General features: G+C 33.6%; 17 protein-coding genes and 1 tRNA gene. 6 read left to right on the plus strand and 12 right to left on the minus strand.

Annotated features, from left to right (window positions below; all coding sequences use genetic code 11):
• Positions 1–41 precede the first annotated feature (41 nt).
• From BB050_RS11620 to BB050_RS11645, 6 genes are all read right to left on the minus strand, one after another.
• Complete coding sequence (locus BB050_RS11620; protein ID WP_066033677.1) at positions 42–884, minus strand: FecR family protein; 843 nt, start codon at positions 882–884, stop codon at positions 42–44.
• Positions 885–896: 12 nt separating this feature from the next.
• Positions 897–1106: a hypothetical protein gene (locus BB050_RS11625; RefSeq protein WP_008464748.1), complete on the minus strand. Its 210-nt coding sequence runs from the start codon at positions 1104–1106 to the stop codon at positions 897–899.
• A gap of 46 nt (positions 1107–1152) precedes the next feature.
• On the minus strand, positions 1153–1674 hold the full coding sequence (locus BB050_RS11630) for an RNA polymerase sigma factor (RefSeq protein WP_066033678.1): 522 nt from the start codon (positions 1672–1674) through the stop codon (positions 1153–1155).
• A 225-nt stretch (positions 1675–1899) separates the two neighbouring features.
• Positions 1900–2382 carry a GNAT family N-acetyltransferase gene (locus tag BB050_RS11635; RefSeq protein WP_066033679.1) on the minus strand — a complete coding sequence of 161 codons (483 nt, stop codon included), beginning with the start codon at positions 2380–2382 and terminating at the stop codon, positions 1900–1902.
• A gap of 93 nt (positions 2383–2475) precedes the next feature.
• Complete coding sequence (locus tag BB050_RS11640) at positions 2476–2736, minus strand: hypothetical protein (RefSeq protein ID WP_066033680.1); 261 nt, start codon at positions 2734–2736, stop codon at positions 2476–2478.
• A 115-nt stretch (positions 2737–2851) separates the two neighbouring features.
• A tRNA-Met gene (locus BB050_RS11645) sits at positions 2852–2925 on the minus strand.
• Positions 2926–3075: 150 nt separating this feature from the next.
• Between BB050_RS11645 and BB050_RS11650 the strand changes: the two genes are divergently transcribed.
• The gene (locus BB050_RS11650) at positions 3076–3468 is read left to right on the plus strand and encodes an START-like domain-containing protein (protein WP_008464757.1); all 393 of its coding nucleotides are present in this window, start codon (positions 3076–3078) and stop codon (positions 3466–3468) included.
• Positions 3469–3522: 54 nt separating this feature from the next.
• Complete coding sequence (locus BB050_RS11655) at positions 3523–4359, plus strand: aminotransferase class IV (RefSeq protein ID WP_008464758.1); 837 nt, start codon at positions 3523–3525, stop codon at positions 4357–4359.
• Here the strand turns inward: BB050_RS11655 and BB050_RS11660 are convergent.
• The 6 genes from BB050_RS11660 to BB050_RS11685 all read right to left on the minus strand — a co-directional run bounded on the left by BB050_RS11660 (position 4356) and on the right by BB050_RS11685 (position 10298).
• The gene (locus tag BB050_RS11660; RefSeq protein WP_008464759.1) at positions 4356–4916 is read right to left on the minus strand and encodes a YqgE/AlgH family protein; all 561 of its coding nucleotides are present in this window, start codon (positions 4914–4916) and stop codon (positions 4356–4358) included. The genes BB050_RS11655 and BB050_RS11660 overlap by 4 nt on opposite strands.
• 128 nt (positions 4917–5044) lie before the next feature.
• Positions 5045–5317, minus strand: coding sequence for an HU family DNA-binding protein (locus BB050_RS11665; RefSeq protein WP_008464760.1), 273 nt, complete (start codon positions 5315–5317; stop codon positions 5045–5047).
• Positions 5318–5497: 180 nt separating this feature from the next.
• Entirely contained in the window at positions 5498–6445 is a 948-nt protein-coding gene (gene fmt / locus BB050_RS11670; protein ID WP_066033681.1) for a methionyl-tRNA formyltransferase, read from the minus strand.
• The gene (locus tag BB050_RS11675) at positions 6445–8340 is read right to left on the minus strand and encodes a RecQ family ATP-dependent DNA helicase (RefSeq protein WP_008464762.1); all 1896 of its coding nucleotides are present in this window, start codon (positions 8338–8340) and stop codon (positions 6445–6447) included. The genes fmt and BB050_RS11675 overlap by 1 nt, the downstream gene beginning before the upstream one ends.
• 65 nt (positions 8341–8405) lie before the next feature.
• Positions 8406–8939, minus strand: coding sequence for an AAA family ATPase (locus BB050_RS11680; RefSeq protein ID WP_066033682.1), 534 nt, complete (start codon positions 8937–8939; stop codon positions 8406–8408).
• 447 nt (positions 8940–9386) lie between these two features.
• Positions 9387–10298: an alpha/beta hydrolase family protein gene (locus tag BB050_RS11685; RefSeq protein WP_066035149.1), complete on the minus strand. Its 912-nt coding sequence runs from the start codon at positions 10296–10298 to the stop codon at positions 9387–9389.
• Positions 10299–10552: 254 nt separating this feature from the next.
• Between BB050_RS11685 and BB050_RS11690 the strand changes: the two genes are divergently transcribed.
• From BB050_RS11690 to BB050_RS11705, 4 genes are all read left to right on the plus strand, one after another.
• Positions 10553–10849 (plus strand): DUF493 family protein, encoded by a 297-nt coding sequence (locus BB050_RS11690; RefSeq protein WP_066033683.1) that lies wholly within the window; start codon positions 10553–10555, stop codon positions 10847–10849.
• Between the two features lie 4 nt (positions 10850–10853).
• Entirely contained in the window at positions 10854–11573 is a 720-nt protein-coding gene (locus BB050_RS11695; protein WP_066033684.1) for a DUF4290 domain-containing protein, read from the plus strand.
• 169 nt (positions 11574–11742) lie between these two features.
• Positions 11743–13056, plus strand: coding sequence for a UDP-N-acetylglucosamine 1-carboxyvinyltransferase (gene murA / locus BB050_RS11700; RefSeq protein ID WP_008464769.1), 1314 nt, complete (start codon positions 11743–11745; stop codon positions 13054–13056).
• An 88-nt stretch (positions 13057–13144) separates the two neighbouring features.
• Positions 13145–14020: a cation diffusion facilitator family transporter gene (locus tag BB050_RS11705; RefSeq protein WP_066033685.1), complete on the plus strand. Its 876-nt coding sequence runs from the start codon at positions 13145–13147 to the stop codon at positions 14018–14020.
• The last annotated feature ends 4 nt before the right edge of the window (positions 14021–14024 follow it).

Raw genomic sequence — 14024 nt, forward strand, 5'->3', positions numbered from 1 at the left:
GGAGGATGTGTAGTTTCGCGGCTTACATCCTTTCTTGTTTTTTATTGAAAAGTGATCTGTTTTAAATCTTCATTTATTTCAAAGTTTAGGTTATACATTTCGGATAGTAATTGTACAATTGTTTTTAAATCTTCTCTTTTATTGATTCGGATAGTGATTTTCTGATCGAGATTCTCTTTCGGAATATTCACTTTGTAGCCATAGTTTTCTTCAATATAATGACTGATAACAGACAATTTTTCGTTATCAAAATCTATAAAACGGCTAAATTCTGATACTGAAGCAGTTTGGTTTCCGTATGTAAATTTTTCTCCCGGTTTCAAAATCCATTTTTGGCTTTGGCCTTTTACATTCATTTGAACGCTTCCTTCAAAAAGTTCAACGGTTACTTGTTTGTTTTCAGATTCTTTAACTGTAAAAGAAGTTCCTAAAACAGTAGTTGTGGTTTCGTCGCAAAAAACTTGAAAAGGATGCTGTTTGTCTTTTTTTACATTAAAATAAGCTTCGCCGTCAATTTCAATTTTTCTGTTTAAAGCAAAATTGTTCCCAAAAGAAATTTTAGAATTCGGACCCAATTCAACTTTTGAACTGTCTGGCAAGACTACATATTTTATGGCTGAGGTTGTGTTTTCAATTACATTTTCAGCAAGAACTATATTTGCAGCAGCAGAATTTTGGTTAAAATAAATTCCAGTTCCAATAAGCGCAAAAAGTAAAACCGAAGCTGCTGCATAAAGATGCCAAGGCTTAAATTTTCTTTTTTTCTCAGAAAATGTTTTAGCATGAAATTGTTCCCATGAAGCTTCTTTCTCGCTGTCGGAATGAGATAGGGGAGATTCTTCCCATAACTTTTTAAACTCCTCGTCAAATTTCTCCTTATCCATTTTTTCTAGATATTAAATAATTTGACAATGAAATCCCTGTTTATTAAAAACACCGTAAACCATTTCTTTAATATCACGGTTGGTTTTAATTTTAAGGATGTTTTCGCGTCCTTGGCGATCAAAATTTATGATACAGTCAGAAATGATAAACTGTAAATGAGCTACAAGTAAACTTGCATCCTTTTTTGATTTTACATTAGTTTTATACGCTTCGATATGCATTTTTAGTTCTTGTTTTTTAGTATAACAAACGAGAACTAAAAAGTTCCTAATGGTTTTCGATTTTTTTTCGAATAAATTTACTGGCGAGATAGATATGATTGGCAATGGTCTTTTCAGAAAGATCCGTTATTTCTGCAATCTCCTTATAGCTAAGGTTTTCCAGTTTGTGTAAAGTGAATATTTTTTGCTGCTGTTCTGGAAGCTGATTAATGAAATTTTGAAGTTTTTCTTGTCGTTCTTCAAAAATTCCAGAGTCAGTTTCTTCATCGAGCATCTCAACTTGAGAAGGATCAAGCTGTACTACTTTGTTTTCTCTGTTCACATGATTGATGATAATGTTTTTGCAGATAACAAATATTTGTTTGTCAAACAACACCTCTTCGTTAAGCAGTTCTCTTTTATTATATAATCTTATGAAAGTTTCCTGAACAAAGTCTTCAGGAGTAAATACGGAAGAATTGAATCGTTTGGCAATATTTATAAGTTTATCGTAATAGCTGAAGTAAACTTCTTTAAAAGCTGCTTCATTACCTTTTTTTAAACTTAAAATAATTTTTTTATTGTCCATAACGAAAATATCGCGACTAGCTTCCTAGTTCTAAACTCTTTGGCTTCAATATTATTGTATTCAGAAATTGAGTAATCTAAATCAGGAATGTAATAAGTTACAAAGAACCGTAATTTAATCCAAGATTTGACGCTTTTGTAGATTAAATGTTACAATTTATTTCAAATAAAACCCTTAACTGAAATGTCAAGGGTTCTATTTTTTTTGTTTTTTGATTCTATTAATCTAAAAATTAATGTTTAGCATCATTTGAATGTCTACTCTGTCATAAGAAGAAGAGATGCCTGTTATTTCTTTAAAACCTAATTTCTCATACAGTTTAATGGCAGGTTTTAGTTTAGTGTTACTTTCTAGATAAATTTTAGAAGCTCCTTTGTCTGTAGCCCATTTAATTGCCGATTGAGCCAGTAATAATCCGACACCTTTTCCTTGCGCTTTTGGACTTACAGCCATTTTTGCCAATTCGTAATCATACTCTTTTCCGTCACTTTTAATTAAAGCGCAAACACCCAAAACCTCATCGTTTAAAATGGCAGAAAAAATTTCTCCGCCTTTGTTTATTATATATTCTTCGGCATGATCTAACGCTTTCACATCATTTGGTTCAACTACAAAATAATTTGAAATCCATTCGATGTTTAAATCCTTAAAGCTTTTTTGATATTTAGGATTATAAGTTACGATTTCTACTTGTTCTTTATTTTTCATAATACATTAAATACTGTTTTATTACGCCTGTCTTAAAAAAGAAAATCCTTGAACATTTTATTCAAGGACATTTAATTTAAAGACTGTAAAGTTCTATTGTTGATTTTCTTTTTCAAAATCTGCAGCTGAGATCTGATCTAAGATATTGGTCTGATTTGGCGAAATGTAATTTTTGTTTTCAGTAACCTGTTCTTTCTTAAAAAGAAGGTCTAGTGCATTGTAAAGCTTTAATAAAACATCTTTGTCTTCTTTTTTAATATCTAAAGCAGAATTGAAATTAAAAACATAATTATTTGAATTGCGTACTTCTACTTTAATTGTTTTAGATGTGATTTTAAATTTTACTATGTCCATGTTCTGTGTAAATTACTTGTTGCAAGATACTAATTTAATAAAATCTGTACTTAAAGAAGGGTTAATTTAAATAAAAAACCCTTAAACATTTCTGTTTAAGGGTTTTACCTTTTTGTAGCGAGGACGGGAGTTGAACCCGTGACCTCAGGGTTATGAATCCTGCGCTCTAACCAACTGAGCTACCTCGCCTGGACTGCTATCATGAATTCCTGATTGCGGGTGCAAAGATAGAAATAATATTAAAGCATACAAGCATAAAATGAAGAAAAAAAAATATTTTTAAAAATGCATTGTTTTTGGACATATATTCTTATATTTCGAAAAAAATTAAAGTAGCACATGGAGTCAAAAATACGTTACGAAATAGAGTTTCCGATTAATTCTTCGCCACAACTATTGTATCAATATATATCAACGCCGTCAGGTTTACAAGAATGGTTTGCTGACAATGTTAATTCGAGAGGTGAATTTTTTACTTTTATCTGGAACGATTCACAGGAGAGAGCGCGTTTAGCTTCAAAAAAATCAGGAGAAAAAGTAAAATTCAAATGGGTTGATGACAGCAGTAAGGATACTGAGTATTTTTTCGAACTCCATATTTTAGTTGATGAATTAACTAAAGATGTATCGCTTATGGTAGTAGATTTTGCTGAAAAAGAAGAATTAGGAGAAGCTAAACAATTGTGGGAGAATCAAATCTCAGATCTAAAACATCTTATAGGATCTGTTTAGTAAAAGTCTATTTTATACCTTATATTTGCCCTGAACAAAATTCAGGGTTTTTTTATGATTAATTTTAACGGAAACATTGGGCAAGAAGATAATATACTAACTCTAAACCGTGCCTTTTTGTATGGTGACGGAATATTTGAAACGGTAAAAATTGTCAATGGAAAAATCTTGTTTCTTGAGGATCATTATTTTAGGCTAATGGCTTCTATGCGTGTGGTTAGAATGATGATTCCGATGGATTTTACAATGGAATATTTTGAAGAACAGATTCTTAATTTGGTAAACGAACAAGGAATTGCAGCTTCGGCACGTGCCAGAATTACTGTTTTTAGAAATGATGGCGGTTTATATCTTCCAAAAAGCAATGATATTTCATTCTTAATCAACGCCATTTCTCTTGGGAATAAGGCTTACACTATAAATACAAGCGAATACGAAGTAGATTTGTATAAGGACTTCTATGTGACAAAACAATTATTGTCGTCTCTTAAAACGACTAATAAAATGATTAACATTACGGGAAGTATTTACGCGAATGAAAATGACCTTGCCAATTGCATTTTGCTGAATGACAGCAAAAATGTTGTAGAGGCACTTCAAGGAAATATTTTTATGGTAACGGGTAAAAAGCTTATTACACCTCCAATTTCAGAAGGTGCATTAAACGGTATTATGCGTAAACAGATTTTAGCTCTAGCTAAAAAAATAGAAGGCATAGAGGTTTTAGAAGAAGTAATTTCACCTTTTGATCTTCAAAAAGCAGATGAATTATTTCTGACGAATGTAATCACGGGGATACAGCCGATAACTAAATATCGAAAAAAGGAGTTTACAGCAAATCTGGCTCATTTATTAGTGCAGCGATTAAATGAATCCATTTCTGAAAATTAATTCAGATATGGATTTTCGGGTGCATTAGACCAAATAAGATAATCGCCGCCAAGCTCGATAATCTGCTCTTTCCAAAAGTGAGTAGTAGATTTTCCGATAATTTTATTTTTATAATTATTATCAGCAATAATCCAAGAGTTTCCTTGCATCTCATTTTCAAGCTGATTTTCTTCCCAACCGGTGTAGCCTAAGAAAAAACGAATATTGTTTTTACTTATTGATCCGTTGTTTATTAGGTCTTTGGTGGACTCAAAATCTCCTCCCCAATAAATTCCATTTGAAATCTCAACACTATTTGGGATTAACTCAGGAATATTGTGAATAAAATAAAGGTTGTCTTGTTCTACAGGGCCTCCGTTATATATCTTAAAGTTAGCATCAATCTCGGGTATTAAGTCATTAATAGTATATTTTAATGGCTTATTAATTATAAAACCTATTGATCCTTCTTTGTTATGGTCTGCTAATAAAATTACCGATCTGTTAAAAGATAAATCTCCAATTATTGAAGGCTCGGCAATAAGCAAGTGTCCTTTTTTTAATTTTTCTGAAATCATACGGTTACAATTTTTATTAAATTTAATCATAAAAAAATTAAAATCACAAAAAAAATCGTTAAACCGCATAAAAAAACCTTCCAGATGGAAGGTTTTAATTATATTATAAGTTTAGAGAACTTTCTTACTTAGTTCACTGCACCTTCTAATTCAGCTCCTGCTTTGAATTTTACAACGTTTTTAGCTGCGATTTTGATAGTTTTTCCTGTTTGAGGGTTTCTACCATCTCTAGCAGCTCTTGAAGAAACTGACCATGATCCAAAACCTACTAATGAAACTCTTCCTCCTTTTTTCAAAGTAGTTCCTACATTACCTAAAAAAGACTCTAAAGCTAATTTCGCCGCAGCTTTTGTAATTCCTGCATCAGCAGCGATAGCATCGATTAATTCTGATTTGTTCATAATAATTAGTTATTAATTGTTGGTTAAAAAAAATTGTTAATACACAAATTTAGTAGGAAATCCGTTGCGTGCAAGTGTTTTCTTTATTTTTAGCAAAAATTGTTGATAACTTGCTTTTTTTGTTCATAAAGAGTGTTGTTTATCGATAAAAAACAGGTACAAACCCCTGTTTTACTGACCTTAATACACTTTTGCAGCATCCGAAAAACTCACTCCATTTAATAATTCTGAAGCGAGCATTCTCTTTTTTCCTGGAAATTGTAGACTTAATAACTGAATAAACCCATTTTTTATTGCAATCTTGATTTCTTTTTTACTGCTAATTAACTTTCCAATCTCATAAGAGTGTGATTCTGAGATTAGTTTACCTTCATAAATTTTAATGTTCAATTCTTCATTTTGGTCTTTCAAGAAGCACCAAGAAGCAGGATACGGACTTAAACCGCGAATTAAATTATTGATTTCTGCTCCAGATTTTGTCCAATCTATTTTACAGTTTTCTTTATTTAATTTATAAGCCGTTTTGATATCGTCGTTATCTTCTTGAATGGTTGTTACGACATTTCCATTTTCAATCACTTTCAAAGTGTCAATGACAGTTGTGCTTCCTAAATGCATCAAACGATCGTGTAATTGTCCTGCGGTTTCTTCTGGCTCAATATTAATTTCAGAATTTAAAATCATAGCGCCAGTATCAATTTTATCGTCAATAAAGAAAGTGGTAACTCCCGTTTTAGTTTCTCCGTTGATAATGGCCCAGTTAATTGGAGCCGCACCGCGATAATTAGGTAATAAAGAGGCATGAAGATTAAAAGTTCCTAAACTTGGCATTTCCCAAACCACTTTCGGAAGCATTCTAAAAGCAACTACGATTTGTAAATTGGCATTTAAAGCTTTTAATTCTGTTAAGAAATTTTCGTCTTTTAAGTTGGTTGGCTGTAGTAAAGTAAGGTTGTTAGCAAGCGCATATTCTTTTACAGCCGAATATTTTATTTTTTGTCCGCGCCCTGCTGGTTTATCTGCAGCCGTAATTACGCCCACAACTTCATAGTTATTTTTAATAATGGTGTCCAAAATGCCAACGGCAAATTCTGGCGTTCCCATAAATATAATTCTCAATTTCTCCATTATGATTTTAAAGTGTATTTATTATTCGCTTGTATAGTGATATGATTGTTTTCGAGCAATTCCTGAAGAACCGATAAAATATCTTTGGCATCCATTTTAATCTGGTTTTCAATTTCTCTCGAAGTCAGAGAAGCTGTTCTAAGCAAAGACAAAATCTTATCTGCAATCGAGTCAGCTTCTGTAATTTTCCCTTTTTGTGTAATGCAGTACGAACAAATGCCACAGTTTTCAGTTGTTTCTTCGCCGAAATAATCCAAAACCAATCTGTTTTTGCAAGTTTTGTTGTCTTTTATATAGTGAAGAACCGATAAAAGCTGTTCTTTTTTAACTTCGTTTTGTTTTTCTAAATATTTAGAAACCCTATTTATAGTAAGATCGTCTTCTCGGACTTCATTAAATAAAATAGTAGCATCGTTATTTTTAGATTTATATTCGATGATTTCCTTTTCTTTTAATTTTTCTAAAAGAGCAATAACTTGTTCCTCAGATCGATTTGATTTTTTAGCAATTAATCCCAGATTCAAATTAGATTTTACTTCATAAACTCCAGGATAAGTTCTTAAAATTGCCAAAATGATCTCTTCATCACTTGGGTTCAGGCTCATGTATCGAATCACTTCTTTAGATTCGATCAAAAACTGAATGCTGATTTTTTCTGAGAATTCCTGAGACATTGTAATAATTCCCTGCTGATTTAAAAACTGTAATGCATTGTATGTTTTAAGAGTAGGGAATTCATATTTGTTGCAGAAATGATTCAGTTTAAACGAAAAAGATTCATCTAAACCTTCGCCATAAGCAATCTGAAAGTAATTGCAGAGTTTGTTGTACATGGTTTTGAGAAACTTTTTGTCTGGAAGAATGCTCAAAAACTGCTGTTCTGTCTGGATAGAATCTGAATTGTTATAAAGCAAAATCGAAAAAGCTTTAGCGCCATTTCGACCTGCGCGTCCAGATTCCTGATAATAATTTTCTAAGTTTTCTGGAAGCTGTGTATGAATAACAGTCTTTACATTGTCTTTGTCGATTCCCATTCCGAAAGCATTTGTGGCTACGATAACCTGTGCCTGCTCCGACATCCACAACTGCATGTTTTTGTCTTTTTCTTTTGCCGAAAGTCCGCCATGATAATACGTTGCTGTAAAACCAAGTGACTGCAATTGCGAAGACATGTTCAAACAAGCTTTGCGATTTCGAACATATATAATAGAAGGTTGCGGATTTTTTTTAAGAATCTGTTCGGTACGGTATAATTTGTCTTCAACTTCAAAAACCATGTAAGCGATATTTTTTCGCTCAAACGACTGCTGAAAGTGATTCGGATTTTTTAATTCTAATTGGGTTCTAATATCTTCAATAACTCTCGGAGTTGCCGTAGCAGTCAAGGCTAAAAACGGAATTTTAGGAAAGTATTTTTTCAGTTCCGAAATTTTAAGATAGGCAGGCCTAAAATCGTGGCCCCATTGCGAAACACAATGTGCTTCATCAACAGCAATTAAATTGATAGGTAGATTTTTGATGCGCTCCAGAATCCAATCTGATTGTAGACGTTCTGGTGATAAATAGAGAAATTTATAGTTTCCGTATTGGCAATTATCCAAAAGATCAATTAATTCTTCGGTATGAATTCCGCCAGTAAGAGCAATTGCTTTAATATCTCTTTTCTGCAGATTCATCACCTGGTCTTTCATTAAAGCAATCAAAGGAGAAATAACAAGACAGATTCCTTCTTGCATCATCGCGGGGACCTGAAAACAAATCGATTTTCCTCCGCCTGTCGGAAGTACCGCAAAAGTATCCTGTCCTTCAAGAACAGAATCGATAATTTCTTTTTGCAACGGTCTAAAACTGTCGTGTTTCCAGTATTTTAGAAGAATATCCTGCGCTCCGAGCATTGCGTTTGTTTTAAAGTTAAAAATTTAGAAAACAGTTTCTAGTTTTGCAACTTTAAACCATGCCGCTAAATTTTGTCTAAGATATAAAGAATTCTGTTTTCAACTGTATCTTTAGGAACCTCAATCAGTTCGTAACCATATTTTTTATAGGTATCAACAAGATGCTCTTGAATTTTTACTGCCTGATCAAAATTTTCATAACGCTCAGAATCACTTTGGTAAATTTCTTCCCAAGGCGGTAAAATAAAAGTTTTAGAATATTTATAGTCTTCGCATGCCTTAACGAAACTTGCTGGATATTCATCGCCAATGTAATCCATATAAGCTACAACATCTGGAATTCCGCGGTCAATAAAAACCACATTATCAGGTTCTTCAAGAGCGTTTTTATATTGTTCAATACGACCTTTCAATAACATTTCGCTAAACAGAAGCGGCTGCTCTAAAAACAACTGTTCAATGCCTTCTTGTTGCGCTTTCATGGTAACCTGTCTAGAGATTTCTGGATAGCAGCAAAAGCCACGAGCTACCAATTCGTTAATAAGTGTTGATTTTCCAGTACCAGGTCCACCAAGCAGGACTATAATTTCTTTTTGCACTATTCTAAAAATAAAGGGCAAATTTACCTAAACTTATTCATAATTAAAAAGAATTTTTACTTGAAGCGAAAGATTTGGCATTTTTAGCTAGCATGGGTTCCTGCTGTCCGCTCCAATCTTTTGCTTTTTAAAGAAAAAAGCAAAAGGATTTCCTCTGCCATCAGGGCTAAATAGGAGAGATGGTTTTGTTTTTGGGATTGTTTTAAAAGAAGAAAGTTCCAGCGGGACGATATATTTATAGAAAGATTGTACATTATAAATCAAAAGCTCCAGCGGAGCGACACAATTTGGATAATTTACATGTCGCTCCGCTGGAGCTTTTGATATGCGGGAAATTTATTTTGCTATAAATATTTTGCTCCGCTGGAGCAGTTTTTATTTGAATTGCCGTTGGTTTTAACCAACGAGGTTATATGATTTTTTAAATCTCGGCTTTAACCAAATAAACTATTCACAAAATGAATACTTTCCTGAACTTTTCCCATTTTTAGAAGGAACAATCAAATGCGATTGGAACTTTTTGCCATTCAAAGCATCATTCACAAAATCCAAAACATACTTCTGTCCTTCATGGAAAAGATAACCCGAGAATTCATGTCCACCACCACAGAAAGTAATTAGTTCAATGTCTTTATGTAAATCTTTCATTTGGTTATATACTGCATAAGAACCAAAAAGAATCAGCCAGCCCGATGCATTTGTTGGACAAGAACGGTGCGAACCCGCAGCGTATGGAACGGTGTCGTCATTACTTCCATGCGCCAATAACATCGGAATCGCTTTTTCTTTCGTAATTAAATTAATGTCTTGAATAGCTCCAGAACCGCCTATGAAACCTTTGTATTTGAAGTTTTCAGGCAAATTGCTTTTGTATAAATTCATCAATTTATAATCCCAAAATGAAGCATGGAAACCAATTTCGGCTCCAGCACTAATTCCGGAAATAAAAATTTTTGAAGTATCAAGATTGTATTTGTCGGCATTCTGAATCATGAAAGCAGTTGCTTGCCACATGTCGCTTACGCCAATTTGTATCGCTTTTATTTTTTCGGTCAAAGTTCCTTTGCATCCAAAATCCTTTCCTTTCATATATAGGCTGTACGAAATACTCGCAACGGCATAGCCATTTTGTGCCATGAATAAACCAAAATCTTTTTCGCTTGTGCGTTCACCGCCTGAAAATCCGCCACCAAAAGCAAACATAATTAAAGGGATTTTCTCGCCTGCTTTTTTCTTTGGCAGATATAAATCTAAATCTAGTTTTAAAGTGTCGTTTTGGAAATAAGTCAGTGTTTTAACTTCTTGTGCTTCAATATTGTTGAATGTAAGAGCGATAAAAAGTAAAAGGAATTTTTTCATTGTAATGTGTTTTAATCTCGCAAAATTGCGAAGTCGCAAAGTTTTTTTTTGCCACGAATTTTCGCTAATTTTTATTTTTTGATTTGCCAAGTTAACTAAAATTGGTGAAATTGAATTTTAAGAATGAATAATTTGTGTTAATTAGTGTAATTTGTGGCAAAAAAACACCCTCATTTTTAGACTCAAAAAATCTAAAATCTAAAATCTGAAATCTGAAATCAAAAACGTATATTTGCGTTTATTTTTAATTACGAATGGAGAACGATAAAGAAAAAAATACAGCCGAATTTTACGAAAGATTAAAAGTTGAGCTTGATAACGCAAATACTTGGCCTGCAGAATACTTGTACAAATTTATTGTGCCTTCTGTAGCAGATAATGTTGAGCGTGTAGAAAAAGCTTTTGATAGAATGGGAGCTGTTATTAAAACAACGAAATCTAAAACAGGTAAATTTACCAGTGTTTCTGTTGATGTTACTATGCACAGCTCAGATGATGTGATCAGTAAATACAAAGAAGTTTCTACAATAGAAGGTATAGTTTCATTATAAACTTATGATCGAAAAATATAAAAGAGAAGCCGCAAAAGATGTTGTGTACAATTTGGAATATAATTCTGAAAGACAGCGTTTAATTATTCCGGAATATGGACGTCATTTGCAAAAATTGATTGATCAGGCTACTGCAATCGAAGATGATGAAACGCGCAATAAAGCCGCAAAATACATCATTCAGGTTATGGGAAGTCTGAATCCTCATTTGCGTGATGTGCCAGATTTTCAGCACAAACTTTGGGATCAGCTTTTTATCATGTCTGATTTTAAACTGAATGTTGAATCTCCATATCCGATTCCGTCAAGAGATGTTTTGCAGCTAAAACCAGAGATATTGCAATATCCACAAAATTTTCCGAAATACAGATTTTATGGCAATAATATCAAATACATGATTGAAGTTGCCAATAAATGGGAAGAAGGAGAGATGAAAAATGCGCTGGTAATGGTAATTGCCAATCATATGAAAAAATCTTTCTTGAGCTGGAACAAAGACACCGTAAAAGACGATGTGATTTTTGAGCATTTATATGAGTTATCTGGTGGTAAAATCAATTTATTGCACAGTACAGAAGAGCTGTTAAACACGACAGATTTAATGCGTACCAACAAACGCATGTCTAATAAAACAGCTTCTGGAACACAGCCAAAAATTCAGAATAACAAAAACAACAAAGGCGGTCAAAAAAAGAATTTTCAAAAAAACAATAATCAGAAGTAAAAAAAGGTGCTAAGAGGCAAGCTTCTAAGTTGCTAAGTTTTTTACTTTGACACTTTAAAAAAACAAACAAAAACAAAAATAAAAAAAGCTGCTAAGCTACTAAGTTGATGAGTTTTTTTACTTAGAATCTTAGAATCTTAGAAACTTTGAAAGAACCTAAAAAAAATCTATGGGAATTTTTAAAATCGAAGGAGGAACTCCTTTAAAAGGAGAAATCACTCCGCAAGGAGCAAAGAATGAGGCATTACAAATTTTATGTGCCGTGCTTCTAACAGGAGAGAAAGTAAAAATTAATAACATTCCTGATATTATAGACATCAATAAATTAATCACTTTGTTGGGGAATTTAGGGGTGAAAATTCAACGTAACGAACCAGGTTCAATTACTTTTCAAGCTGATGAAGTTAATGTTGGATACTTAGAAACTGAAGCTTTCAAGAAAGAAGGTGGAGCGCTTCGTGGTTCTATTATGATTGTTGGTCCGCTTTTGGCTCGTTTCGGAAAAGGATATATTCCAAAACCAGGAGGAGATAAAATTGGTCGCCGTAGATTAGATACACATTTTGAAGGTTTTATTAACCTTGGAGCAAAATTCAGATACAATAGAGAAGATCATTTTTACGGAGTAGAAACTCCTGAAGAAGGTCTAAAAGGAACAGATATGCTTCTTGATGAAGCTTCTGTAACTGGAACTGCAAACATTGTAATGGCTGCTGTTTTAGCAAAAGGAACAACTACAGTTTACAACGCTGCTTGTGAGCCTTATTTACAGCAATTGTGTAAAATGCTGAACTCTATGGGAGCTAAAATCACTGGAGTTGGTTCGAACTTATTGACTATTGAAGGTGTTGAAAGCCTTGGAGGATGCGAGCATACAATTCTTCCTGATATGATTGAAATTGGTTCTTGGATTGGTCTTGCAGCTATGACAAAAAGCGAAATCACAATCAAGAATGTTAGCTGGGAAAACTTAGGGTTGATTCCGAATACTTTTAGAAAACTTGGAATTACAGTTGAAAAACGCAATGATGATATTTATATTCCTGCTCACACAAATGGGTACGAAGTAAAAACAGATATCGACGGTTCTATCTTGACTATTGCCGATGCACCATGGCCAGGATTTACGCCTGACTTGTTAAGTATTGTTTTAGTTGTCGCAACTCAAGCAAAAGGAGATGTTTTAATTCACCAAAAAATGTTCGAAAGCCGTTTATTCTTCGTGGATAAATTGATCGATATGGGAGCAAAAATTATGTTGTGTGATCCGCACAGAGCTGTGGTTATGGGGCACAATTTCGAATCTCAATTGAAAGCAACCACAATGTCTTCTCCTGATATTCGTGCGGGAATTTCATTATTAATTGCGGCGCTTTCTGCAAAAGGAACAAGCACAATCCAAAATATCGAGCAAATCGACCGTGGATATGAGCGTATCGATGAGCGTTTAAGAGCAATCGGTGCAAAAATTGTGAGAGCTTAAAAAGTTTATAGCCACGAATTCACGAATTTTTATTTTCAATGATTATAAAAAAATAATTCGCGAATTCGTGGCGAAAAAAATAGTCTAAATGACAAACGAACAAAAAGCTGTTAAAGCTACTATTTTTAGTATAATAGGAAACACCTGCTTGGCCCTTATAAAAGGCTTAGCAGGTTTTTTTGGCAATTCTTATGCCCTAATTGCAGACGCTATTGAATCAACGACTGATATATTTGCGTCTTTTTTGGTTCTTTTTGGAATAAAATATTCAAATAAGCCTGCCGATGAAAATCATCCTTACGGGCATGGTCGTGCAGAACCTCTGATTACGTTTTTGGTTGTGGGTTTTTTAATTACTTCGGGAACTGTTATTGGTTACGAAAGTATTGCTAATATTGGCACTTCGCACGATTTACCTAAATCTTGGACTTTGTATATTTTAGGCGCCATTATTATTTGGAAGGAATACTCTTTCCGTTTGGTTATGAAACGAAGCCGACAAACCAATAGCACATCTTTAGCAGCCGACGCTTGGCACCATAGAAGCGATGCCATAACTTCTGTAGCGGCTTTTATCGGAATTTCGATTGCTTTAATTATGGGAAAAGGCTACGAATCTGCAGATGACTGGGCAGCACTTTTTGCAGCGTTTTTTATTCTTTATAATAGTTATAAAATATTCAGACCGGCGCTTGGCGAAATTATGGATGAGAATCTAAATGAAGATTTGGTTGAAGAAATCCGTGTTGTAGCACTTACAGTTCCCGGTATTTTAGGGACTGAAAAATGTTTTATCCGTAAAGCTGGAATGAAATACCACGTTGATCTGCATGCTATTGTTTCGGCAAAAATTTCGGTTAAAGAAGGGCACGATTTGGCACATAAACTGAAAGATACACTCAGAGAAAAAAATCCTGAATTAGGACATGTATTGATTCATGTTGAACCAGATGATTATCATTGAGAGG

It is taken from the genome of Flavobacterium anhuiense (assembly GCF_001705175.1).
Classification (GTDB): domain Bacteria; phylum Bacteroidota; class Bacteroidia; order Flavobacteriales; family Flavobacteriaceae; genus Flavobacterium; species Flavobacterium anhuiense.